This is a genomic window from Neobacillus sp. DHD-1R (assembly GCF_057747995.1).
The window spans coordinates 5,072,994-5,097,465 of sequence record NZ_CM173232.1; the positions used below are offsets into that span (position 1 = coordinate 5,072,994).

Here is a 24,472-nt window from a genome sequence, read left to right on the forward strand (position 1 = left end):
AATAAACATTATAATGAATCTAGGCCGTATTTTTCCGTATATGTGTCATATTGCTGCTGATATTTTTCAACCAACTTTTCACGTTCCGCCCCAGTTAATTCAGGGTCATTTTTCGCCTTTTCTATTTGTTTAATCAGTCCATACATAATTAATTGGGGATCATCAACATACTTAGCAAGCTCAACGGTTCGGTCAAAATCCCCCCGGCCGTTGTAAATCCAATACAACAAATAATTAGGATCACTTTTCATACTAATATTTTTCAGGATGGCCTCTTTTTGATCATCTGATAATTTCTCTGATTTAATAAATGAATAGGCCAGTACATACTTACTTGGATCAGGTAATTTTTCCGGCGTTTGACCTTCTAAATCATTTATGACATTCCCATAATCTAATGATAAAAAATGACGATCTGCTGCGAGGAGCTGCTCTTGAAAAGGTGCTTTTACAAAGCTTAAATAGACGAGTGGAACAGCCAAAATAACGGCAAGAGCCATCATAGAAAAAGCTAATCGCTTAAAAAGACGAAATCGCTTTTTCGCTACCAATTGCATGGTTCTTTCTGTTTCCTTTTTTTCTTTGAGATAGTTTTCTTCCAATACCTTAATTAAAGTATCAAAATCTTCCTGTTCACCCACTTGGCGTTCAAATGGTGTATCTTTAGCATTCTTTAAAGAACCGGAATACAGTTCATCAAAGCTATATTTTTTTGAAAACAAGGCAATGATTAAGCATTTATATTGGAGGATTAATTTCTCTTCAATCAACTCATAAGGGGGAACTAATTCCCGAATTCCACGATACACAATCGACGGAATCAGATTATCGTCAATGATCAGATTATCGGGATGTAAGAAGAATGTCATACGTGTGGATAGGCTTTTTTTGAATCGAGCGAGATTACATAAGAAACGTAATTTATCTGTTCGGTCTAATTTCAGTAAATCTTCCCATGTTTTAGCGCGTGAGCCGACCATGAAGGAAAAGGTAAATACGTCGTCCTCTTCTTCAATAAGTGCTGGTACGAATAAGTCTGAGTCCTTATTGATTAAGGCTAATTGACGAACATCTTTCACTCGTGTTTGTGACTTAGGCAATTTTAACTGCCATTGATTATCATGAATGACAAACTGGCAGGTCATAGACTCCAGTCGGATCGTTTTTTCGTTCATGTTTGCTGACTCCTTTTCTAGAAAAAGGCGCTACCGACTCATGTAGTTTGCGATAGTGCCTGTTGCTATACTTTATAAAACTAGTAAAATATCTCCATTTGTGACCGGATAATCGGTAAGTCGATCATCATCCGTCAATAACAGCCCTTTGTAGGGAATCTTTACAGCAAAAAGGGTTATCTTCGACATTTCGAAGTTCAAGGTTTCTGCCAAATTCAAAAGCAGTAACTTAATCGGCTGGTGCACAGGGATTCTTACGTCATATCGCCCTTTCCCCCACTTACTAAAATCAACTGTCACATTAATATGCGTTGTACTAGGCATGGTCCCCTCTCCTTTACTCCAGCAATTTTTTCATCATGGTAAATAATCCTCCACAGCCTACTACGATCAATCCTAAGATTGCCGTCCATGTTTTGGAACTGATCAAATCATCATTCTCGTTACTGCCCTCACTTGGTACAGCAGTATATTGAACTTTATAATCACTCGAAAACAAAACTTTTTCAGTGTCTTTTAATGTTGTATTGGGCTCACTTGGCGTCACAAATAACCCTTGTTGTAATTCCTCTGCTTTCTTTTCATTTTCTGCTTGTTTCGTTTTTATGGCAGCCCGAGTTTGCTCCTTGAACAAATCGGGCGCGGTTTTTTCTAATTCTGTTTCTTTATGGTCCTGGCTTTCTAACTTCTCCCTTTCAACAGCATCTTGACCAATCCGTTCCGTTTGCAATCGTATTTTTCCGCTATGATCAAGCGTAGTTTCCGCTAAGGGATGAGATGAAAACAGTATCAAGGTTCCAACCAGAACAAGGAGGACACTAAAGCTAAACCGTTTCACTAATTCCTTCATGGTTAACCTCCTCGCTTGCAGCAGAACGGTTAAAAACAAATAGTTGGCCAACAAGACTAACTATGCTGATGACTAGTAAGCTAAGCATTATGACCATATTATCGGCTGCTCCACTGCCAAACTTCATTACTAACGATTCAATGTATTGTAAGGGTGAATATTGTCTTAGTTTACCAGCAACAGAGAGTTGATCAAAATGAAGTCCGAGTGCTTCTGTTAAGAATAAATACAGGCTCAAAATGACCAATAGGATAAACATGCCGACCATTTTCAACTGTCTTAATAAATAAGCGGCCACAAGCAGCATCGTTACCATAATAAGGGTAATCATACCAGTCCAACGCCAAAAGTCTCCGCCCGTCCTATCCAATAAATAAGCGGAAAGTAATCCAATCACAAGCCCTTCGATTAACCCAATGCTAACCGTTATAATCGTTATCGGGGTATTCGTTGCTACTAATGTTCTTTCATCTGCAAATGAATCATTTTGCAGTCGTTTTCGCTGATAATTAGAAATAACATACCCTGTAAATAAGGCGACGATAAAACAGATTAATACAACGAAATAAGGAGTAAATGTATCACCTGCTGCGATGACTCCAGCATTCTTTGTTTGGACCGGATTAGAAAGGAAGCTTAATAGATTTTCATTTGGCCGTTCTCCAATGCGGCTATTGGCAAGCACAGCGGTAAAATTGCCGGCGAAGTCCTGATCCTCTGCCAATTTAGTTGTTAAATCATCGGAAAGGTTTCCGGCCTGTTGGACTAACGTCGACCCGCTGGCTTGGATTTCTTTTGCTTTATTATCAAGGGCATCAAAGGTTTGATAAACTTGATCGGCAGAATGTAAATTACTTCTCGACTGGTCTGCTAGTGATTGACTGGCAGCAAGCAAGGTGTTAAATTGACGATCCAAAGAAAGAACGGCGCTTTGTTCTTCTTCCCCATTAAGCAAAATCTTCGATTGTTCATTTTTCAAATTAAGACTCGCTTCACGCCACATTGTTAAATCTTTTAACGTCTCAGCAAGGTTTGTATTCAGTACTTCCGCTTGTTCGGTTGTTTCCTTAATCAGATTGGCCATTTGCATAGAACTTGCATTTGCCTGATTGACAAGTTGACTATACTCCCCTATTTTGCTCTTAAGGTCTTCTGTCTGCTGACGTATTTCCTCCGTTATTTGCCCTGCTACATAATTAGCTAAAATATCGACAACATCTTGTTTATTAAATAAATAATAAAGGGATTCCTCTGACGCTAAATCCTTCAAATTGGTCTGATCCAATTCATTTACTAAATCAGAGCGATTGAACTGATCCATTCCAATACCAAAATATAGCTCATACAGTGTTAATAATTTTTGAAAATCACGAACTGTATCACTTGAAGCATTGATAAGAACACTTGTTGAATCATCTGAAAGAGATGACATCACTTGATGGATAATTTGATTATTTTGAACCAATAATTTTTCAACAAGAGTTGGATTGTTGGTCTGCTGAACAGGTTGCTCTCCAGTAGCTGGAGAGGCCGTTTCACCGCTTAATGGAGTCGAATCTACAGTCTTGGCGTTCGTCGGATCTTGCGCACTTTCCACTTTTTCTTCTGTTGGTATCGTTGGCACCGTTTCCGGAGGCAGTTCTGGAGTATCGACACCTGTTATATCTTTTTGGTCCAGTCTCCAGCTCCAGGTGATGGGTTGGAAAACATCCATTTTTGCATCCATGTTCTTCAATGTAACCTTGGCAGTTATAGTGAATTGGCCATCATCATTTGCAGGCAGCTTAATCACCTGTTTTTTTAAAAACGGCTCGGTATAATCCATTTTGATACTATTTGGTAAGGTTATTAAAACTTGTCGTACTTCAAATTCGCTTGGAATCGATAGGGTAAATTCCTGGCCGTTCTTTTTATTTTGCTGAAGCTTCACCGTATCTGTTAGGGTCATACCCTTCGTCATCAAGTCCTGTTTGATTTGTTTTACTCGGTCTGATAATGGAATACTATTGGGACCTCGATTTGGCGTATACCCAAACTCTGTATTGTATTTATTCGTTACCGCCATTACATTCTTCAATTGTGTGATCGTTGTATCACTAAGTCCTAAACCTTCTATGTCGTTAACATCCATCGAAGGCAGGAGGTCAATATGCTTTTGTAATGTCCCACGGGCATTTTCATCCGGTTTTGCAAAAAAATGATTTAAGTACACATTCTGTTCTTTACCAGAAGTATATGTTAATTCTGTTTTCAGCTTTTCGGCCGTTAATTGCTGCATGTCTGCTGCCAGTGTGTCAGCCAGCTCGGTATCCATTTTATCGATTTTGTCTTTTGTGTTCGTCAGGTACTCTTGAAGGGCAGCGGATTCTGACAAAATAGTTGCGGTCTGATTGTCCTTTTGATGGAACTCATCATTGATGGCTTTGTTCGCAGAGCTTAAATTCTCTACTAGCTGCATGACATCGCCATTGTTCATATCCCGATCTAATAGGCTAAGTTGGTCAGAGAAACCTTTTGTGATAAGTCCATTAGCAGCCTGTATGTTGGTAAAATCTCTAAAGGTCGATTGATAGGTATTGCTTGTTTGTACATTCTGTCCTAATGTTGTTTCAAAGCCGTTCAAAATACCGTTCAACCCTGTAAAACTATCCCTCGAAACGTTTGTGTGACTCTCAAGCGCTCCAAACTGAGAGGTATAACCTGCTAATGGGCGATGAATCCTATTATTATAGGTATTTGTATAGACTTGTTCTTTTTTGACGAGTGTCCCAATATTGTCTTGGGCATCGTGTAAATTTCCGATTACACTTGCAAAATAAACATCTATTATTCGGCGATTAAAATCCCCTAAGATAGAACTAGCTGTTTTCTCAGCCTCCGCTTTCATATTACTGTTATCGGAAGCATTAATTTTATAGTTCAAAACTACCTTTTCTGGTGTTGGTGAATCGATTGATAATGCCTTTTGTGTAAAGTCACTTGGTATGACAATCATCATATTATAAACATTTCGGTCTAATCCGCTCTCTGCCACACCACGGCTGACAACATACCAGTCCTGTTGATCATCCTTTTCAATATTCTTGATAAACTCTGCACCAAATTCATAATTTTTATCATTAAACTTTGCACCTTGATCTTCATTAACCAATGCAACAGTCATTTTCTGGTCATCTTTATTGGCTTTGCCTTTTGATGATTGATTTAATGCCAAATAAGAAATACCCGAAGTAAGGGCTAATATGAGAACCAGAAATAACAAGACACCCCGCTCAAACCTTTTCATCCAATCAACCCCTGAAAATTTTTAATATGTATTTTTTGATTTACCTATATGTAAGGAGAAATTTTATTGATTCCTAGTCGAGACAATTTAAAGAGCAAAAGCCACACAACGATTGTCGCGTGGCTTTTGGTTATATGGGAACACAGTCCCGAATGACTCATTCCACATCAAATGGGTAGTAAATTTATTAATTTAGCCCAAAATTCTGTGATAATTGCTCATCTTGTTGTGCGACTGCATCCGCCGTTTTGTTCAATTGTGTGTTAATTTCTTGCATTAATTGAGCAAAATTTTGCACTTTCGGCTTCAATTGATTAAACTGATCATCAAATCTTTGGAAGGCACGACCTTCCCACTCACCGCGGAGTTCATTTTGTAAATTTGTCAGGTCTCTAAGGATTTGCTCAATTTGTTGTGAACTTTGTCCATAGCGAGTCGCTTTTGCCTTTAACTCTTCTGGGGTCATCCGAATTTGTCCAGCCACTTTTCTCCATCTCCTCTACCTATAGTTTGTCTTTAGATCATAGACAATTTTTATCATAAAAATTAAATGATAAACATAGTAAACTACCTCTACCTGTAATAGTCAGCCATGGCATTTTGTCTACCTTTTCACATATAGTTAACACTGCATTGGAAGTAAATTCCTTTATATACTATTTAACACAGGAACATTAAACATTCAAACGCACTTGGAAAAGAGGTGGATTTTTTCTAGTACTTTCAAACTAATTTATTTGGAAACTAGGATTTTATCAGGAGGAAAATTGGGGGAATCTGATTCTTTTCTAGCAAGACTATCGGAGGTGTTTTTGGGAATTAAATGGTGTTATTATTACAAATTGCAGAACTTTTTTACTGTTTTTTTAATATTTGATAAGATTCCTTAATATCCTAGATAAAAAAGCATTATACAATAGGGTTGTCATCCCACATTAAAATATAAATAATCAGTAAAAAAAGCTCTGAACTAAATTTTGAGCCTTCTTTACGATTGTTTGTCGATATCTACTCCTATTTGTAGATATTTCCCGGGAATTTGTTGAACTTTGAAAAATAATGAATCCTGCGATACAAGAAACGACACGTTTAAAATACCATTTTTGCAAACTGGATCGTCTAGGACTTGATCGTATCGCTTATATCGCCCGGCGATACGAAACAAAAAATAAACGCAGATTAACCTATTTTCGTGATATGAAAGAAAGCCAACCCCATCTTTCTTTTGGTTTTTGTATCGCTTCTTCTAATCGTTTATTAAAATCGTTTTGTGAACTCCACTCTTTTTTCTGTTCATCCCGCAAATTTTGTAGTTCTTTTTGTAAGAATTCACTTTTTTGTTTTTCTTGTTGCAGTAATGTTTCATAATGAGTATTTTGTTGTTCAGTTAATTTTTCAATTTTAGCATGAGTTTTTTGTGCTGCATTTCCAATAGTAGAACTTATAACATGGTGATCTTGCTGGAGACGTGAAACTGTTTTTTTTAGCTGTGACATATCGTTTGTCAGTTGGACATTCATTTCACGTGTGGCAGCAAGTTCATTGACTAAAAACATTAAGATTTCTTTTAATTGATTAGGGTCTTGGGGTAAATTTTCATATGTATCGGGCAGCGCTATCTCTGTTTCGTTTGTTCCTTCTAATCGTTCTTTTTGTTGATACACAAGGTCTTTAGCTGTATCGTCTAAGGGCTTGTCCGTATCGCGCAGCGCTATAAGCGCTAGGATGTCAGATTGAACAAAGATACGCCGATCGCCATCTTTTAAAAACTCATATCCATTCTTCTCTAAGATTTGCCCATACTTTCGAACAGTCGGTGTTGCAATCCCCACTTCTTCCGCCACTTCCTTGGAAGAGAAAGCTCGTTCATTTAGTTGTATATCACGTCGCATATCGGACCTCCTTTTCTATTAAATATGAAGGTTTTTAGATTTATTTGCAAGTTATATCGCGTAGCGATACACTCAAAAAAAGATCCAATCACCTAAAATCAAAGAGCGTGTATGATAAAAAATCATACACGCTCTAGATGGTTAGATAACTGACTAAGTGCCGATTCAGTGGAAATTCTACTACCTGCTAACAGGTTCTGCTGCTTTCACAGAAGCTGGAGATTTTTCCTTTACTTCGCTTGGTTTTTTCATAAACAAAGAACAGATGACTGCAATTACTGATATCCCTGTAATAAAGTTGAAGGCATATTTTACGCCAGCGGCTAATACTTCGCCCTGTGCGGCATCTGGTGTACCTGCTGCGAAACTAGTTTGACCAGCTGTCAGCAGTGAAATTGCGATTGCAGTACCTGCTGCCCCGGCTACTTGGTTCAATGTATTCATCCCAGCTGAGCCATCTGCATATAACTCACGTGGCAATGCATTGAGTGCATTTGTTTGTGCAGGAATGGTTACCATCGTTAACCCGAAGAATAAAACCATAAAGGCTACGATGATTTGCCAAGCAGGTGTTGTTGCGGAAATAGAGGACATAAAAATCACATTCCCAATTAATACAATAACAGATCCAGTGACTGCTAATTTACGAGGCCCTATTTTATCAAATAGTGTTCCAACAATCGGTGACAAAATGACATTGACAGCATTACCTGGAAGTAATAATAAACCAGCCACCGCAGCACTAAATAATAAAGCACCCTTTAAATACAATGGCAATAAAATACCCGTTGATAAAATAACTAATATACTAAGAAACATCATCACTGTTCCTAATGTGAACATAGGATACTTAAAGACACGTAAATTAATCATCGGCTTATCCATTTTCATTTGACGAATTCCAAATAATACAAGGGCGATAATCCCTACAAGTAAAGGTGCCCATACTCTTGGCGATGCAATTGACGCTTCTGCCATAGTAGCCAAAGCAAAAATTAATCCGCCAAAACCAAGTGTTGATAAAACAATCGATAAAACATCAATTTTAGGTTTCGTAATTTCCGAAACATTGGCAATTTTAGCTGCAGCAAAAAGTGTCAATAACACATAGATAATAGCGCTCATCCAGAAAATATAATGCCAGCCTAACGTACTAATAATGACCCCTGATAGTGTCGGTCCTAAAGCTGGACCTAATGTAATAACAAGACCCATAATCCCCATTACGACTCCCCGTTTATGAATCGGGAATATAATTAAAAGAACATTCGTCATGACCGGCATTAAAATACCGGTTCCGATTGCTTGGACGACACGGCCGGTTTCTAATACAGCAAAACTTGATGAAATCGATGCGAGAACAGCCCCCAACAGCGAAATAACAAGTCCCCCGATAACTAATTGTCGTGTCGAAAACCATTTCATTAAAAGGGCTGAAATCGGCACAAAAATAGCTAATGTTAATAAATATCCCGTTGTCAGCCACTGTGCAGTAGCAGCTTGGATCGAAAATTGCTCCATGACATTTGTTAATGCCATATTTAATGCTGTTTCACCAAATAATCCTATAAAAGCACCAAGCATTAAGATAAATGCCATAGTCTTAGGATTTTTCACTTGAATTTGTGTACTCATAACAATCCCCTTTTTAATCAATTGGATTTAATAAAAAAATGCGAAATCATTTTTGGCAGATCATTCTTTATACCGACCGGTCTGTTTTAAATATAACAAAAATTTTTTTTAGATTTCTAAGTTTTTTTTTGTAAAGATTTTTAAACCGTTTTCATACTAAGTGCCTCAAAATACAAAGAAAAAGCGTGTCATGATTGCTCAAAACACGCTCTTTCTGTATTCAAATTATTCCTGGTACTACTATCTGTTTCGAACAATTCGCTGATCTACATTTATCTTTTACTTTTTTACATCACTTACAAGCTGCCTGATTTCGTTTAGCTGGGAGGAGAGCTCATTAAACCAGTCTTGATCTCCAGTTAATAATGCCAAGTCGATCAAGAAGAGAATTTGTTCCTTATTCCTTACCATTGAAACGGGCAGGCTTTTTACCTGTTTACTTCCCACTTCAATTGTTTTGCCAATTGTTTCTTTTTTGTCGCTATTTACAACCGTTACACTTACTGCTCCTTCTAAGCTGTTCAATGATTCAATAAAACCTATGATTAATTCCCCATTCGGGGTTCTTCCCTTTACCCAATCACCTGTTTTTATTATGGAATGATTATTTAACAACATTCTTTTTCACCTGCCTATTTAGTATGAGTCGCTCCTATGCGGAAACTGTAATTATTTTTTTTACACTTTAACTATTAAGATTTCCTAAGGATGTAATCGATCAAGAGCCGTTTTAATTTGCTTTATTGATTAAAAACCTCTTCTTTACCGTACTATATACCCTCTTTTTTCTATTTAATTAACTACTTTTTGTGATTCGGTACTTAGAAATGTACGAAGCCTCCGTGGCAGAAAACTGCGAATTTCCTCTTCGTTATAGCCAACCTGTAATCTTTTTGCATCCTGGATAATTGGCCGGCGTAATATCTTAGGATTGTTTATAATTAGTTTATATAATTCAAGAAGTGAAAGAGATTCAATGTTTACCTTTAGTTCTTTAAGTGTTTTAGAATTAGTTGAGATAATCTCATCCGTTCCTTCTTCAGTCATCAGAAGAATGGATTTGATCTCATTCTCTGTAAGAGGTTCAGACAATATATTTCTTTCAATATAGTCAATGTGATTATCTTCAAGCCATGCCTTTGCTTTTCGGCATGAAGTACAGCTGGGCGTCGTATATAGATTTACCATAATCAAACACACTCCCTAAAATATTCTTGGATTTTAACAACTGCAATCCATCAAAAATGACGGTTTCAATGTAATCATTGATTACCTCTTCATCCTTTAACCTAGTCATCAGGATTAAATGTTATAAAAAAATGTACAGTTAAGTGTCACCTTCACTCAATATCTTTAACGTTTAAATGTTACAAAAAAGTATACAGTTTAGCAACAAAACATCATGTTTTATTTACTTGTTCTGTTCGAGTTCTTTTATTCTCTCAAGGACATTCATAATGGTTATTTCATTCAAAAATGATTGAAGATGCTGCTCTGCTTCATTAAAAATTTGGTCCATTACGCCCTGGGTGTTGGAAGAAATCACACAAGTTTGTTCAGGGTCACCTGTACACCAGTGAGGTTTGAGTGAACCAGATGAAATTGTTAGATATATTTGAGACAAAGTTGTTTTTTCAGGATCACAGCTCAAAATATACCCTCCGCCGATACCCTCTTTTGTCCTGACATATCCGTTTTTACGTAAGGTGCTCATGACCTTCCGAACTCTAGCTGGATTTGTACAAACATTCTCCGCAATGGTTTCACTATTTGCCATATGACCAGGCAGGTTAGCTAACAGGACCAAACTATGCGAAGCTATTACAAAATCACTGTTCATTTCAATTCAATTCCTTCCCAGCAGTTCATACTGTAAATTTAATATATACAGTTTAATAAGTCAACTGTAACTACTTGGAAATAGAAAAAATATTTTGGCATATTCTAAAAGAAGAAAAGTCTTCCCGCAAATCTAGTAAAACAAAAAAAAGTTGAAACCCAAACATTTCAACTTCTTTTTGTCGTTCATTTTAAATTATTCTGCATCCATAAATGGATAGGCAACTTCTGTAGTTGGTGCAAAGTTTTCTTTAATAACACGAGGACTTGTCCAACGAATCATGTTAAATATAGAACCTGCTTTATCGTTTGTACCAGAACCACGAGAACCACCAAATGGCTGCTGGTCAATCATCGCACCAGTTGGTTTGTCATTGATATAGAAGTTTCCAGCTGCGCCGGATAAGCGGCGTTCTAAGTGAATAATTGCTTCACGATCTTGCGCAAAGATCGCCCCTGTTAAAGCATAGATAGATGCTGTATCTACTGCATCCAATGTTTCTTCTAATTTATCATTTTCATATACATAAATCGTTAATACTGGTCCAAAAATTTCTTCTACCATTGTCTTGAAGTTTGGATTAGTTGTCACAATGATAGTGGGTTGAACGAAATATCCAACAGAATCATCATAAGTACCACCAGTAATAATTTCTGCTTCTTCAGAATCTGCAGCATAGTCGATATAGCTCGTAATGGAATCAAAGGCCGCTTTATCAATGACAGCACCCATGAAGTTTCTAAAGTCTTGAATATCCCCTACTTTAATTTTCGCAGTTTCTTCCACTAATCCAGCTTTTACTTCTTCCCACATGCTTGCTGGAATATAAGCACGAGAGGCTGCTGAACATTTTTGACCTTGGTATTCAAAAGCACCACGAACGAGGTTGGCTACCACTTTATCTGCTTGTGCAGTTTCATGAACAAATACAAAGTCTTTACCACCTGTTTCCCCAATTAAACGAGGATATGAAGTATAGTTTGCAATGTTCTCTCCTACTGTTTTCCAAATGGTATTGAATGTATTTGTCGATCCGGTAAAGTGGAATCCAGACATGCGAGGGTCTGTTAATACCACTTCTGATACTTGTGAACCACGGGAAGGTACAAAGTTGATTACCCCTTTCGGTAATCCTGCCTCTTCTAATATACGCATAAAGTAGTAGTTTGATAGTAAAGAAGTGGTTGCTGGTTTCCAAACGACTACGTTCCCCATAATTGCAGGAGCTACTGGTAAGTTTCCACCAATTGATGTGAAGTTGAATGGAGAAATGGCCAATACAAAACCATCTAGTGGACGGTAATCGGTCCGGTTCCAAATATTCTTCATACTACTCGGTTGAATTTGATAAATTTGATTAGCACAATCAACGTCATAACGTAAGAAATCTATTAATTCTTGTGCAGCATCTATTTCAGCTTGATAAGCTGTTTTGGATTGTCCTAACATAGTTGAAGCATTGATTAAATCACGGTATGGACCAGAGATTAAATCAGCGGCTTTTAAGAAAATAGATGCACGGTGTTCCCATGGCATATTTGACCATGCTTCTTTGGCAGCCATCGCCGCTTCGATCGACTCACGCAGCTCTTTTTCGGAAGCTTGCGAATAGTTTGCTAAAACATGTTGATGATCATGCGGCATAACCACTTGCTTCACTGTATCTGTCTTTACATCTTTTCCATTAATAATAACAGGGATATCGACTACGAGATCAGATTGGCGTTTTAATTCTGCTTTTAATGTTTCCCGTTGCTTTGTACCTGGAGCATAGGTATTGCCAGGTTCATTTGTAACAGTTGGGATTTTAAAAATTCCGTTACTCATTCTTTCACGTTCCTTCCTGTTTAAATACTAAAAAGATAGAACTGCTTATATCGACAAATTATACCATACTTTCTCAAATTAAGCGCTTTCTAGTTGTTAGAGGGTTGGGACAAAAATACAGGGAATTTGTATTTCTGACAGGATGGACACTCATAACAATTAATAAAAATTTAGTAGTATTTAATGAATGAAAAAAGACAACCTAAGTGGCCGTCTTTTTTCGTTCATTAAGCAATTTGTTCGGTTTGCTTTGATACAAGCTTATTATATAGCTGTAAATCTTTTGCATATAAATTTGAATAAGTTGCCATTCCTTGATTTTTCACTTTTTCAAAGCTTACCATGTCCACAATTTCATATTCCATATTCAACTTTTCAGCATTCGACCAAGCTGTTTCTTCAAAAGCGATATTCATCTCATGCTCTTCGATTAATATAGCAAGAAGATGATAATCACTGTATCGTTCGTATGGGGTATAGTTTTTTTTCATCTCGTAATATTCAAGCGTTTTTTCCAATGAATCCAATAACGCTTTCCGGTCTAACGCATGCCCTAACTCATGAAGTGTAAAAGCCTTAATATATGCTTTAAGTGAAACGGAAGCCTGCATTTCCTGGATTGCTTCTTCTATCCGTTTCAAATCGTAACCTATATAGTCAAGGATAAAATTATAGCTCATATTCACCCCCGTTTGTTGATGCTTCAGTTCAATATCTATTCCAACAGTTCTTATAGTGGACTGTATTAAGTCCTCAATCCACTTTTCCCTATTTTTTTCGTTCATTTTAACCCTTACTTTCTCATTTATTTATCTTATGGCGCAATAATCATTTACGGTAATGGATTATGAGTGTTTGAAGTGTCTATTTACAAATTATAGTAGAGGAAGTTTTTCTCATTATATGAATATATATTAAAATAAATTCCAATTCAACAGGTAATACGAAGTAAAACCTCTATATTATCTAAAAAAAAATAAAAAGCGTTCTCTAAATTAAAAAGAGAACGCCTACAATCGGCCGAAAAAAAAAGCTGGCGAAAAACGAAATGTTTTTCACCAGCTTCTTACTATTTTAGGGACTTGTTTAACAGCCCCGCTCCATTTTGGATCATCTCTCGAATTCATTTCGATGGTTGTTTCTTACCTATTTAATCGTTGTCACGTTGTCTGGAACGTGCTTCGCCGCCTTTACGGCCAGCTTCTTCTCTGCTCATTTTTCCATTATTGTCATTGTCGGTTTGGCGTTGGTTAGCACGTGCTTCGCCACCCTTTTGTCCAATTTCCTCGTAAAATTCTCGGTCATGATTTTTAGCTGTGGCTTCGCCGCCTTTGCGGCCTGCTTCCTCGACAGTCATGTTACCATTGTTGTTATCGCTGCGATTGTTCTTATTGTTCATAGCCATTTAAAAATCCCTCCATTATTTTACTTGAATTTTGTTACACTCTTTATATTCCCTCCGTCCATTAAATTAAACACCTTTTCTCTTTTTCTATTGTTCTTACAATTAATATATTCAGAAACCTCTAAAGAACAAATTCTGTTTATACGTCTTGCTTCTACTTAAATATATTTGTTTTATCAGGATTTTTTTGGTGTCAAACCGGGTAAGTATTCCTATACCATTTGATTGATAAACTAGGGGGATAGGAATATGGAAAGAAACAATACGATCATGCAATTTTTCGAGTGGCATCTAGAGCCAGATGGCAGCCATTGGAGACGTCTGAAGGAGTTGGCGCCAGAATTAAAAGAAAAAGGGATTACCTCCATCTGGATACCACCAGTGACAAAAGCGACCTCGCCTGAGGATAATGGTTATGCTACATATGATTTATACGATCTGGGTGAATTTAATCAAAAAGGATCCATCCGGACAAAGTACGGGACTAGACAAGAACTAATAGAAGCAATAGCTGCATGTCAAAATGTAGGCATTAAAGTCTATGTAGATGTAGTAATGAACCATAAAGGAGGTGCTGACGAGACGGAATTAATTAAAGTGATTGAAGTGGAACAGGAGGACCGGACCGCAGAAATATCTGAACCCTTTGATATTGAAGCTTGGACAAAATTTACATTTCCAGGGCGTAAAGGAAAATATTCTTCTTTTGAATGGGGATATGAGCATTTTAGCGGAACCGATTATGATGAAAAGACCGGGAAATCAGGAATATTTAAAATCCTTGGAGATGACAAGGATTGGAGTAAACATGTGGATGATGAATACGGAAATTATGACTATCTAATGCTTGCCGATATTAACTATGAACACCCTGAAGTAAAAAAAGAAATGATAGAATGGGGAAAATGGCTTGCTGATACCCTTAATTGTGATGGATACCGCCTTGATGCAATCAAGCATATTAATCACTATTTCATTCGTGTGTTTGTAGAGGAGATGCGTAAACACCGAGGAGATGATTTTTATTTTGTCGGAGAAGTCTGGAAAACTCATCTTCATCCCATCCAGAAATACCTTGACCATGTCGATTATCAGATAGATTTGTTTGATGTGCCCTTGCATTATAAGCTGCATCAAGCCTCCAACGAAGGCAGTGAATTTGATTTAACCAGTATTTTCGAGGATACCCTTGTAAACTCCCACCCTAAAAATGCGGTTACCTTCGTTGATAATCATGACACTCAGCCCCAAGAATCCCTTGAATCATGGGTTCAGGACTGGTTTAAACCAAGTGCATATGCCCTGATTCTCCTTAGAAGAGAGGGAAATCCATGTCTCTTCTATGGAGATTATTACGGAATCGCTGGACCAGAGCCAGCAGATGAGAAAAAAGAAATCCTAGATCGCCTCCTCTTTGCCAGGTACGATAAAGCATACGGTGAACAGCATGATTACTTCGACCATCCAAATACCATTGGCTGGGTTCGGCTGGGTATTAAAGAAATTAAACACTCCGGGTGTGCAGTCGTCATCTCCAATGGAGAAGATGGAGAGAAAAGAATGTATGTTGGTGAAAGGAAGGCTGGAGAATCATGGGTAGACCTAACAAACTCAAGAGATGACCAAATTACAATCAAAGAAGATGGATATGCCACTTTCCCGGTTAACGGCGGCGGCGTATCAGTTTGGGCTTACCATCCTAAGGACTAAGATCAATTATATGTATCGGCCATGACCAGTCTAACAATTTTTATACGCACAAACAAAATGTCCACTGGAGGTGGACATTTTATTTGTAGTGTCTTTTTGTGGTGTCAGGCACCATTTTCTTATAAAAGGGATTCGGCCCCGTCAATGTAGATTTCGCTCCCGGTTATGTGGGTTGATTGACTGGAAGCAAGGAATAGTACGAGGTCGGCAACTTGTTCGGCTTTTCCTGGTTTGTGTTCCAATGGTTGGTTTCCTTTTGGGTATTCAATAGGAATTTTTACTTTCTTTAAATTTTCGTTTTCTTCCCAGGTATTTTCATTGATATTTGTTTCAATTGCACCTGGACAGATCATGTTAACTCTAATACCATAGTTGGCAAGCTCAAGAGCAGCCATTTTCCCAAAGCCCATCTGGCCAATTTTGGATGTACTATATGCAGACATGCCAATATTTTTATAGATTCTGTTTCCATTAATTGAACTAGTAATAATGATACTTCCCCCATTTGTCTTCAAATGCGGGATCGCATATTTTACCGTTAAAAAGGTGCTCGTTAAGTTATTGGAAATGGTTAAGTCCCATTCCTTTGGCTCCAGGTCTTCTATGGGAGCAACTTCCCCATTAATCCCCGCGTTAGCAAAGACAACATCTAGTCTCCCCCACTGATCAATGGTTCTTTTGTAACAGTTCTCTACTTCCTCCGGTTGGGAAACGTTGGCCTCCAAGACAATCGCTTCACTTCCCATTTCTTCGATTTGGTTTTTCACTTCTTCCACGTTTTCTTTATGCAAATCTACTAAAGCAATCTTTCCCCCATTTTGAGCAAGCTTTAGAGCAGCCGCCTTTCCTATCCCTGAGCCAGCCCCTGTAACAAAAGCAACCTGATTGTGAATTAGATTCTCCACGTGAAAAAGCCTCCTTTAATGACGATGTATTTTACTATATCCACCTTAGAGATTTTGAAACATAAAGATTATATAGCACAAAAAACCACTCCCCAATTTTATAGGAAGTGGTTATTGCTATTGGTATAAGTTTTTTACGGGATGGCATTAGCAAAATGTTAGCAACTTGTTGGTAAATTATATAAGTCGAATATTTAATTCCTAATTAATTAGCTCCCATACCACCATCTACACGGTATTGTGCACCTGTAATAAAATCACTTTCGTCTGATGCTAGAAATAAAACTAAATTTGCAATATCGATTGCTCACCGTAACGACCTAATGGGATTAATTGAGTGTATGTCTCTTTCATCCCCTTCGCATCTTCCGAATTTGCCCCTGATTCTACAGAACGCATCATTCTCGTATTAGCTGGCGATGGGTGTATCGAATTCACACGTACATGTTTGTCAGCTACTTCTAAAGCTGCTGTTTTCGTTAGGCCAACGACTGCATGCTTAGATGCAGCATAAGGTGATAAACCAGGAAATCCCATTAATCCTGCAACGGAAGACATGTTTATCACACTTCCTCTTTCTTGCTTCATCATGACAGGAAGTACATGTTTTAAACCTAAAAATACACCCCGAACGTTAACGTTCATCACTTTATCAAAATCTTCTACAGCTTGTTCTGTAATAGGATTAAATTTCCCTTCAATACCTGCATTGTTAAAGAAAATATCAATTTGACCAAATTTATTCATCGTTTCCTGCACATAATTTTTGACATCTTCTTCTATTGAAACATCTGCTTGTATAGTTAAAACATCTCCATACTTACTAAACTCTGATTTTACTTCATTTAATGCATCAGCGTTTAAATCAACTAAAAACTACACTTGCACCTTCTTTTAAAAATACTTCTGTCGTCTCTTTACCGAGGCCTCCAGAGCCACCTGTGATTATAGCTGTTTTTCCATCAAGTCTATTCATATGATCTACTCCTTTATTTTTTCTATTAGAGTTCGTAATCTATATTCCCTAAAAATCTAATAAAAATTCATTGAGCAATCTTTGTACTTAACTTAACATCATTTAAAGTGTGCATAAGTGTACTTTAATATCTCCAAAAATAAACTATGTTCATTATTTCACATAATAAAACAAAGAGGCCTCTTTTCTATAATTATATCAATGCTAACCGAAATAAGCACACGGTGTCTAAGCCGTAATAACTAGTTTTCTTAAAGCGAGTATTTTAAAGAAAAATCTAAAGAACGCTATAAAATAGAAGCTAATGGAATTGAAAGGTGCCATGGCAATATCATCGAGCGGAAATGAAAAAAGAAGCTTCCCACAAGTTTGCTCAACTCATGAGAAGCCTCCATAAAATCTATGAAACTATGATAGAACAAATCATATTCCTATTTCCAACATTTTCGCCGTCACGTCTTCGAATCTGCGATCAATATTCGCCCCGTCAAACTTCGGAAGCTTCAACTCACTCACAATTTTTCCGTCTCGCATAAACAGAATACGTTCCGTCCGTGCTGCAACCTTTGCATCGTGAGTTACAAGCATAATCGCAGTACCATCCGCATTGATTTCAGAAAAAATGTCCATTATTTCATGGGCAGATTTTGAGTTGAGCGCCCCTGTTGGCTCGTCGCCGAAGATAATCTTTGGACTGCACATCAGTGCTCTGCATATACCTGCACGCTGAAGCTGACCTCCCGAAACCTGTGTAATATCGCGCGTTTCAAGCTCCGCAATGCCTACCCTCTTCAAAAGTGCTCTCGCCTTCTCCGAAATTTTTGCCGTGTTTTTTCCGTTGCCGCGCATTGACGGAAGAATGATGTTGTCGAGGATATTCAGATTTTTTAGCATAGTCGGCTGCTGAAAAATAAATCCCATTTTTGTTCTACGTATATCTGAAAGCTCATTCTCCCCGACTGCCGATAAATCCTTGCCGTCAAAAACGACCTTTCCGTCATCCACACCATCGATTCCGCTTAAAGCAAACATCAGTGTCGATTTTCCAGAGCCCGAAGGTCCCATAACTGCAACGAACTCGCCCTCGTTTATTTCAACAGACACTCCGTCTAGAACCTTGCGTTGTTCATCGCTCTCGCCAAAAGATTTTACTATATTTTCACCGCTAATAATCTTCTTCATATGACTACTCCTTTATATTTTCGGAAATTTTTATTTGCCCTGCGCCCGATGTGCCGATTATTGTTGCGATAAGTACCGTGCATATCATCAACAGTGGACTAAACAGATAAGCCGAAAGCGGATTGACTTCAAACTTAAACGTCGATGCTCCAAACGAGGAGATCATCGCGCCTGCAAGCATCTCTCCAAGTGTGTTCGCTAGCAGCGTGCCGATAGCAATTCCGACAATCAGAACCAAAACCGAACGAGAAACATACTGCGCCTTAATATCACTGTTTGTAAAACCGAGCGCCTTCATTACGGCAATGGAATATCTATCCTTTGCGACAAGCATTTTGATAAATAACAGTGTAATCAATACCGTAATAATTAGCGCAACGGCAACTGAAACGTAGGAGACCATTTCGATGGAACTTATTGTCGAGCCGAGGGTCTGAGAAACAAATTCATAGATATCTGAAGTCTTTGCAAAATCGAATTTACTCGAATATTCCAAAGCCTTTCTGTCAACAAGAGATTGATCCGAAAGTTCAACACAGACGATGGTCCACATGACGTTCGCCGAATTGTCGGTGAATACAGCCTTTGCGGTTTTGCCGCCGTTAGTAACGTCGGAGTATATTCCGGTTACCATGAGATCCTTCTCCTTCCCTTCAATCATCAGCGTAATGACATCGTTGACCTTTTTGCTCATCTCACCGGCATTTATAGCCGAAAGCGCGATTTCGTTTTCTGCAGCAGGTGCTCTGCCCTCAGAATACTCGATAGGAAATGCCGAATGGTCACCGAGTTCAATTTTTATATTTTCCTCTGACCCGTTATTCGTTTTTACTTTGAAAGTCTTTGTTGTCAGAACAGCATACTTTGAAACAGCACTGTCGTTTTCTATCGTCTTCACAATTTCATCGGTTTTGTCAGATATATTGGTCTGAATGCGCAGGTCGTAGTTTCCAATCCCCATATATTGGATGAAGCTTTTTGAGGAAATCGTGTTGTACAGGTTCTGCGGAACGATAATGATAAATGCCGAAATCACCAGTACCAAAAGCATTGTGGCGTAAAGTCCTTTTCTTGCGAGAACATCCTTGATTCCGAGAAAAATATTCGTGCTAAACAGTCTGTTTCTAATTAAGGAAAAACGCTTAGCGCCAGCTTTCTTTTCCTGAGAAGTACCAAAGCGTATAGCTTCTGCAGCAGAAATTTTTCGAAAGCGTTTCAGCACCCCATTGACATAGGCAATAATTGCAAGGAAAACGAGTAGTATACCGATAATTCCTAAAGCTACAGCATAGGAAGAATTTTCGCTTTCGCCCATATAAAGTCGTATACTTTCAAGAAGCACACCTTGGAACATAACCGAAAGAATAAACCCAAGAACACTGCCTATCGCTGCTATCGCTGCGTATTTCACAAGATAAATCTGCTTTATGTCAGATATACGCATCCCTATTGCCTTCATTACCCCAATTTCGCGGTAGTCGTCCTCTATTTTTGCAAGGAGCGTAAAGCGTATGCACATATATGCGATTGCAACAACAAGTGCGCTTATAAGAAGGATAACCGCAATCATCATTCCGTCTGAAATGGCGTTCATCGTTTTGAAAAGCTTATAGGTAACTGCTGGCCCGTTCGCTTCAAGTCCTGCGGAGGCATAAGCTGTTTCAAATTCACCTATCGCCGAGAAATCTTTTAATCTAAACTCAATCAGATACTCGATACTTCCAAGGTCTTTTATATTCGCAAAATCATTGTTGCTTACAAGAAATCGCTTGGACGCGGAGAGCGAGGAATTCATGGTCGAATCACGGAGAAATCCCGCAACGGTAAATTCCTTCCCGCTTATTACGGCCTTGTCACCGACCTTTGTAGTGTTGTCTCTCATATAGGTTACTGGCACATAAAGCTCGCCGTCAGATACGTTGATGATGTTGCCGTTAAGATCAAGAAGATAATCTAATTTTTCGTTCTGTATGCTGAAGCCGTTATCCTGAACACTATTCGCAAGCGAATTATCGCCTAAAATAATCTGCGCTCCGTCCATACCTAGAAACTCAACTACCTGATATTCTTCGACATTGTTATTTTGCTCTGCAAAGGATTTAAGTCGCGCGGTATCAATATCACCGGAATGCATTTGCATAAAATGTGGAGTTTCAGCTTTTGTCATTAGCGTATCTAGCGCACCCGAAAGATTGACGACGAGTATCGCTGCGAGTGAAACAAGCATTGATGCTGCAGCAACAAATATCATTATTGTAAATGTTATAACTTTGCTCTTTAAAATGTCATTACGGATTATTCTGAAATACATATGTCACCTCTGTTTTCAAGCTTTTTAACCGATTTTACATTAGACAAAATTACCGATGTCACACATAACAGCACTCCAGTGATGAAAATGAGAATTCCCGTTCCTCGGCCGCTGCCTGTACCGAAAATCCTTCCGATACTGTCAGCAAGTACTCCGCCGTCAACGAGCAATGGTGTGAACACATAATCCGCAAGCATCCCTGAAAGCGCATAAGCGACAACATACCCAAGCTGTGAAATGACACCGATAAGTCCCCACGCTCTTCCCTGAACGTTATTTTCGATGTTGGTTCGAATAAGAAAATCTAGGCTTGTGTTTGCAAACGGGAGCATCGCAAAAAACAAAAATCCCGAAATGCAGATAAGTATCATATTTTCGCGCATTCCAAAGCCCGCCATAAATATTCCGGAACAAAACAGCGAAACCGAAAGCATTTTTACATAGCCTCTTTTTATCGAAAGAAACCCTATAATTACACTTGTCACAAGCATTCCCGAAGCGGAAATTGTTTCAACTGTGCCTAATGTGGTGCTGTCCGAAAATGCGAGGATCATCGGCACGGAAAGTGTTTGTATAAAGCCGAGGAAAAACGTTATGACCGATGTCATGCACACGATAATAAGTACTCCTCTTTTTTCAGAAATGGCACCCCAACCGTCCTTAAATTCACGGATAAACGATTTTGCCTGTTCGTATTTTTTTGAAGCAAGACCCCTGCGTACAGCAAGAGTTGATATAACGGTTACAAAAAATGTGCAGATGTCGATGACAAGCAACAGCTTTATATCCGAAACTGCGAGCAGAAGTCCCGCAATTATGGGCGAAATCAAATATTTTGCCGAGCCTGCAGCCTGAACAAGACCGCTTGCCTTTGTATATTGCTCCTCGGTAAGCAAATCCGTAACCGTTGCTTTATATGCGGGATCAAGCAGTGATGAAAACAAAGAGCTTAATGTAACTCCCACGAAAATCTGCCATAGCTGTGCTCCTCCGTTTAGCATACAAAACAGAATAAATACAGGTCCCGCCGCGGAAAGACTGTCCCCTAGCACCATCAAAAGTCTGCGATCATAGCGGTCCGCAAGCACTCCCGCCACGGGACTTAAAAGAAGCCCTGGCATAAACGCAAGCAAGGTTAACAAGGCTACTGCCGATGCCTTTCCCGTCTGGTTATAAACATAAACCGCAAGCCCAAATGCCGTAAGCCCGCTTCCTATTGCTGACATAAACTGTCCAGACCACAGCAGAAAAAATCGTCCGAATTTTTTTTCCGAATTATTCACTATTTCCACCATTTTTGCTGTCAAACATTTGCATAACGTTCATCAGACTTCCGCTTTCTGCACCGAGCAGCCTTTCTCCGTTGAATATAAACGCTTGTATCCGCGAGGCGCGCTTCTCATTGGTCATCTCTACCATATCATCATCAAAAATGGTATTCGCATATGTAACAACCATTTCCATACATTCATACGGGTATGGTGTGCTAAACAGTCCGTGTTCAATGCCCTCTTGGATTATTCCCGTAAGTATTGGCGTAACACCGTTGATGATGACTTTTTGTATTTTCTGATGCATAAGGGCGTTCTGTGGCTTGTGAATGTGCTCCATAATTTCCTGGCTACTTCCTCCACTTAAATTCATTGATATAACAACGCGGATAATACGTTCGACTACAGGAATACTCTTATCTGCTGCAATTTCCTGCGCCGCGCCTAAAAGACGGACATTATACCGGTCAATCAATGCGTCCATAATATCCTCCTTCGACTTGAAGTGATAATACAGTGTTCCCCGTGCAATTCCGACCTTTTCGAGAATATCGTTTGTACTCGTTCCATCAAAGCCCTTCTGACCAAAAAGCTCATCAGCCGTATCAAGTATTTCGTTCCTGCGTTCCTCTGCTTCTTTTCTCATTGTTACACCTCCTTTATAGACCGACTGTCAGTCGATGAAATATTAACATTCTACTATTAATTTTTAATAGGGTTTGTGTTAAATTTTGTAAAGACTGTAAAATTGCTTCATCGATAGACCTTTCTATTGAAGACTGACCTTGTTTTTAAAAAAATCTTGATATCCAAATTTCAACAATAAAAAAAGACTACCACTTATTTTTAGGAAGTAGTTTTTTCTTTAGAAAAAAGTTATTTACGTGACCAGTACTCAGTTTGGTCGGATGCTATTATTAATGGACTTTTGGGTAAAATACAGTTGTATTCACATTGAGGATAGACAGATAAAATTTTGGAGGAATTTAGTATGAAACATTTTACAGAAGAAGAAAAGATAAAGATTTTATCTGACATTATAGCGATTAAATCTATTAATGAAAACGAAATCGAAGTGGCAAATTACTTGAAAGATTTATTTGCTGAATACGGCATTGAATCTAAAATTGTTCCCGTTACAGACACTCGTGTTAACTTAGTGGCTGAAATTGGAAGCGGGAATCCAGTCATTGGCGTTTCTGGTCATATGGATGTCGTTTCTCCTGGTGATGAAAGCGAGTGGACTTCAGATCCGTTCACATTGACAGAAAGAGACGGAAAATTATACGGACGTGGAACAAATGACATGAAAGCAGGTTTAGTAAACCTTGCTTTAGTGATGATTGAACTCAAAGAAAACAATGAACTAAAAAATGGTACTGTCCGTTTTATGGCAACGACTGGTGAAGAAGTCGGTGGCGCAGGTTCTAAAAAATTATACGAAGAAGGCTATATGGATGATGTAGATTATCTATGGGTAGCTGAACCTTCTCATGACACGATTATTTACTCTCACAAAGGATCACTTAACTTGCGTGTAACGTCTATTGGTGAAGCAGCACACAGTTCTATGCCTGACCAAGGTTATAACGCGATTAATCCATTGATGAAATATCTATTAGAAGTAGACGGAAAATTGAATGGCGATGATCGTAAAAATGAAGTTCTAGATAAATTGGTTATGAGTACAACTATTTTTAATGCAGGGAACCAAGTAAACTCAGTTCCAGAAAAGGCAGTAGCTCAAATAAACGTGCGTACTATTCCAGAATTTGATAACGATGAAGTGATTGACTTATTCCACGCAACAGCTAACAAATACAATGAAGAAGGCTCTAATATTGATGTTGAAGTGACAATGTCATTACCAAGTGTTTTCACTTCAGGACAGTCTGAAATGGTTGATCTGGCTAAAGAACTCGGTAAAAAACATTTAGATTTAGAAATTTCGGTTAAAGGTTCGCCAGGGGTGACGGATGCATCAAACTTATTACGAGGTAAAGATGACAACTTCCCATTCATGATGTTTGGTCCAGGCGAAACAAGAATGGCACACAAAACAGATGAATATGTCTACAAAGCTTACTACTTTGCATTCTTCGATATCTATAAAGAGTTAATTTTAGGTTTATCGAAATAAAAAGAGATTTTTTTAAGTTCCTCAAGACCCAAAATGGGGTGTGAAGAAGAACTCAGAAGGGCAATTC

22 protein-coding genes and 1 pseudogene are annotated in these 24,472 nt (G+C 38.4%); 2 read left to right on the forward strand and 21 right to left on the reverse strand.

Going from position 1 to position 24,472, the window contains the following annotated elements:
- Positions 1–8 precede the first annotated feature (8 nt).
- From essB to AC3ANL_RS24990, 13 genes are all read right to left on the reverse strand, one after another.
- Entirely contained in the window at positions 9–1,175 is a 1,167-nt protein-coding gene (gene essB / locus AC3ANL_RS24930) for a type VII secretion protein EssB (protein WP_488326989.1), read from the reverse strand.
- A 72-nt stretch (positions 1,176–1,247) separates the two neighbouring features.
- Positions 1,248–1,499 (reverse strand): EsaB/YukD family protein, encoded by a 252-nt coding sequence (locus AC3ANL_RS24935; RefSeq protein ID WP_488326990.1) that lies wholly within the window; start codon positions 1,497–1,499, stop codon positions 1,248–1,250.
- A gap of 13 nt (positions 1,500–1,512) precedes the next feature.
- Entirely contained in the window at positions 1,513–2,025 is a 513-nt protein-coding gene (essA, locus tag AC3ANL_RS24940) for a type VII secretion protein EssA (RefSeq protein ID WP_488326991.1), read from the reverse strand.
- Positions 2,000–5,311 (reverse strand): type VII secretion protein EsaA, encoded by a 3,312-nt coding sequence (gene esaA, locus AC3ANL_RS24945; RefSeq protein WP_488326992.1) that lies wholly within the window; start codon positions 5,309–5,311, stop codon positions 2,000–2,002. The genes essA and esaA overlap by 26 nt, the downstream gene beginning before the upstream one ends.
- A gap of 187 nt (positions 5,312–5,498) precedes the next feature.
- A complete protein-coding gene (locus tag AC3ANL_RS24950; protein WP_235741964.1) occupies positions 5,499–5,795 on the reverse strand; it encodes a WXG100 family type VII secretion target in 297 nt (98 codons plus the stop codon).
- Between the two features lie 700 nt (positions 5,796–6,495).
- Entirely contained in the window at positions 6,496–7,203 is a 708-nt protein-coding gene (locus AC3ANL_RS24955) for an SH3 domain-containing protein (protein WP_488326993.1), read from the reverse strand.
- Between the two features lie 180 nt (positions 7,204–7,383).
- A complete protein-coding gene (locus AC3ANL_RS24960; RefSeq protein WP_488326994.1) occupies positions 7,384–8,838 on the reverse strand; it encodes a DHA2 family efflux MFS transporter permease subunit in 1,455 nt (484 codons plus the stop codon).
- 279 nt (positions 8,839–9,117) lie between these two features.
- Positions 9,118–9,456: an IDEAL domain-containing protein gene (locus tag AC3ANL_RS24965; protein WP_488326995.1), complete on the reverse strand. Its 339-nt coding sequence runs from the start codon at positions 9,454–9,456 to the stop codon at positions 9,118–9,120.
- Positions 9,457–9,630: 174 nt separating this feature from the next.
- Entirely contained in the window at positions 9,631–10,026 is a 396-nt protein-coding gene (spxA, locus tag AC3ANL_RS24970) for a transcriptional regulator SpxA (RefSeq protein ID WP_488326996.1), read from the reverse strand.
- Between the two features lie 223 nt (positions 10,027–10,249).
- Positions 10,250–10,678, reverse strand: a complete 429-nt coding sequence (locus AC3ANL_RS24975; protein ID WP_488326997.1) for an RrF2 family transcriptional regulator — start codon at positions 10,676–10,678, stop codon at positions 10,250–10,252.
- Positions 10,679–10,873: 195 nt separating this feature from the next.
- Positions 10,874–12,505 carry an L-glutamate gamma-semialdehyde dehydrogenase gene (pruA, locus tag AC3ANL_RS24980; RefSeq protein WP_488326998.1) on the reverse strand — a complete coding sequence of 544 codons (1,632 nt, stop codon included), beginning with the start codon at positions 12,503–12,505 and terminating at the stop codon, positions 10,874–10,876.
- Between the two features lie 227 nt (positions 12,506–12,732).
- Positions 12,733–13,290 carry an integrase gene (locus tag AC3ANL_RS24985; protein WP_488326999.1) on the reverse strand — a complete coding sequence of 186 codons (558 nt, stop codon included), beginning with the start codon at positions 13,288–13,290 and terminating at the stop codon, positions 12,733–12,735.
- A gap of 365 nt (positions 13,291–13,655) precedes the next feature.
- A complete protein-coding gene (locus AC3ANL_RS24990; protein WP_488327000.1) occupies positions 13,656–13,910 on the reverse strand; it encodes a KGG domain-containing protein in 255 nt (84 codons plus the stop codon).
- A 249-nt stretch (positions 13,911–14,159) separates the two neighbouring features.
- Between AC3ANL_RS24990 and AC3ANL_RS24995 the strand changes: the two genes are divergently transcribed.
- Positions 14,160–15,620 carry an alpha-amylase gene (locus AC3ANL_RS24995; protein ID WP_488327001.1) on the forward strand — a complete coding sequence of 487 codons (1,461 nt, stop codon included), beginning with the start codon at positions 14,160–14,162 and terminating at the stop codon, positions 15,618–15,620.
- Between the two features lie 119 nt (positions 15,621–15,739).
- Here AC3ANL_RS24995 and AC3ANL_RS25000 read toward each other — a convergent pair whose 3' ends face one another.
- The 8 genes and pseudogenes from AC3ANL_RS25000 to AC3ANL_RS25035 form a co-directional block, all read right to left on the reverse strand.
- Positions 15,740–16,525 (reverse strand): SDR family oxidoreductase, encoded by a 786-nt coding sequence (locus tag AC3ANL_RS25000; protein ID WP_488327002.1) that lies wholly within the window; start codon positions 16,523–16,525, stop codon positions 15,740–15,742.
- A gap of 205 nt (positions 16,526–16,730) precedes the next feature.
- Complete coding sequence (locus AC3ANL_RS25005) at positions 16,731–16,829, reverse strand: SDR family oxidoreductase (protein WP_488329832.1); 99 nt, start codon at positions 16,827–16,829, stop codon at positions 16,731–16,733.
- Positions 16,811–17,338, reverse strand: a pseudogene (locus AC3ANL_RS25010) (SDR family NAD(P)-dependent oxidoreductase); the annotation flags it as partial. The pseudogene AC3ANL_RS25010 and the gene AC3ANL_RS25005, both read right to left, overlap by 19 nt.
- A 52-nt stretch (positions 17,339–17,390) precedes the next feature.
- Entirely contained in the window at positions 17,391–17,501 is a 111-nt protein-coding gene (locus AC3ANL_RS25015) for an SDR family NAD(P)-dependent oxidoreductase (protein WP_488327003.1), read from the reverse strand.
- Positions 17,502–17,924: 423 nt separating this feature from the next.
- Positions 17,925–18,683 (reverse strand): ABC transporter ATP-binding protein, encoded by a 759-nt coding sequence (locus AC3ANL_RS25020; protein WP_488327004.1) that lies wholly within the window; start codon positions 18,681–18,683, stop codon positions 17,925–17,927.
- A gap of 4 nt (positions 18,684–18,687) precedes the next feature.
- Positions 18,688–20,994 (reverse strand): ABC transporter permease, encoded by a 2,307-nt coding sequence (locus AC3ANL_RS25025; protein ID WP_488327005.1) that lies wholly within the window; start codon positions 20,992–20,994, stop codon positions 18,688–18,690.
- Positions 20,979–22,277: an MFS transporter gene (locus AC3ANL_RS25030; RefSeq protein WP_488327006.1), complete on the reverse strand. Its 1,299-nt coding sequence runs from the start codon at positions 22,275–22,277 to the stop codon at positions 20,979–20,981. Before AC3ANL_RS25030 ends, AC3ANL_RS25025 begins: the two co-directional genes overlap by 16 nt.
- Positions 22,270–22,911, reverse strand: coding sequence for a TetR/AcrR family transcriptional regulator (locus AC3ANL_RS25035; protein ID WP_488327007.1), 642 nt, complete (start codon positions 22,909–22,911; stop codon positions 22,270–22,272). The genes AC3ANL_RS25030 and AC3ANL_RS25035 overlap by 8 nt, the downstream gene beginning before the upstream one ends.
- Before the next feature lie 345 nt (positions 22,912–23,256).
- Between AC3ANL_RS25035 and AC3ANL_RS25040 the strand changes: the two genes are divergently transcribed.
- Positions 23,257–24,405 (forward strand): ArgE/DapE family deacylase, encoded by a 1,149-nt coding sequence (locus tag AC3ANL_RS25040; protein ID WP_488327008.1) that lies wholly within the window; start codon positions 23,257–23,259, stop codon positions 24,403–24,405.
- Positions 24,406–24,472: the final 67 nt, after the last annotated feature.

What these genes read in the sequence shown, in the direction of transcription:
- essB (WP_488326989.1), bottom strand. Translation starts at nt 1,175, where the DNA reads ATGAACGAAAAAACGATCCGACTGGAGTCTATGACCTGCCAGTTTGTC.
- AC3ANL_RS24935 (WP_488326990.1), bottom strand. Translation starts at nt 1,499, where the DNA reads ATGCCTAGTACAACGCATATTAATGTGACAGTTGATTTTAGTAAGTGG.
- essA (WP_488326991.1), bottom strand. Translation starts at nt 2,025, where the DNA reads ATGAAGGAATTAGTGAAACGGTTTAGCTTTAGTGTCCTCCTTGTTCTG.
- esaA (WP_488326992.1), bottom strand. Translation starts at nt 5,311, where the DNA reads ATGAAAAGGTTTGAGCGGGGTGTCTTGTTATTTCTGGTTCTCATATTA.
- AC3ANL_RS24955 (WP_488326993.1), bottom strand. Translation starts at nt 7,203, where the DNA reads ATGCGACGTGATATACAACTAAATGAACGAGCTTTCTCTTCCAAGGAA.
- AC3ANL_RS24960 (WP_488326994.1), bottom strand. Translation starts at nt 8,838, where the DNA reads ATGAGTACACAAATTCAAGTGAAAAATCCTAAGACTATGGCATTTATC.
- AC3ANL_RS24965 (WP_488326995.1), bottom strand. Translation starts at nt 9,456, where the DNA reads ATGTTGTTAAATAATCATTCCATAATAAAAACAGGTGATTGGGTAAAG.
- spxA (WP_488326996.1), bottom strand. Translation starts at nt 10,026, where the DNA reads ATGGTAAATCTATATACGACGCCCAGCTGTACTTCATGCCGAAAAGCA.
- AC3ANL_RS24975 (WP_488326997.1), bottom strand. Translation starts at nt 10,678, where the DNA reads ATGAACAGTGATTTTGTAATAGCTTCGCATAGTTTGGTCCTGTTAGCT.
- pruA (WP_488326998.1), bottom strand. Translation starts at nt 12,505, where the DNA reads ATGAGTAACGGAATTTTTAAAATCCCAACTGTTACAAATGAACCTGGC.
- AC3ANL_RS24985 (WP_488326999.1), bottom strand. Translation starts at nt 13,290, where the DNA reads ATGAACGAAAAAAATAGGGAAAAGTGGATTGAGGACTTAATACAGTCC.
- AC3ANL_RS24990 (WP_488327000.1), bottom strand. Translation starts at nt 13,910, where the DNA reads ATGGCTATGAACAATAAGAACAATCGCAGCGATAACAACAATGGTAAC.
- AC3ANL_RS24995 (WP_488327001.1), top strand. Translation starts at nt 14,160, where the DNA reads ATGGAAAGAAACAATACGATCATGCAATTTTTCGAGTGGCATCTAGAG.
- AC3ANL_RS25015 (WP_488327003.1), bottom strand. Translation starts at nt 17,501, where the DNA reads ATGAATAGACTTGATGGAAAAACAGCTATAATCACAGGTGGCTCTGGA.
- AC3ANL_RS25020 (WP_488327004.1), bottom strand. Translation starts at nt 18,683, where the DNA reads ATGAAGAAGATTATTAGCGGTGAAAATATAGTAAAATCTTTTGGCGAG.
- AC3ANL_RS25025 (WP_488327005.1), bottom strand. Translation starts at nt 20,994, where the DNA reads ATGTATTTCAGAATAATCCGTAATGACATTTTAAAGAGCAAAGTTATA.
- AC3ANL_RS25035 (WP_488327007.1), bottom strand. Translation starts at nt 22,911, where the DNA reads ATGAGAAAAGAAGCAGAGGAACGCAGGAACGAAATACTTGATACGGCT.
- AC3ANL_RS25040 (WP_488327008.1), top strand. Translation starts at nt 23,257, where the DNA reads ATGAAACATTTTACAGAAGAAGAAAAGATAAAGATTTTATCTGACATT.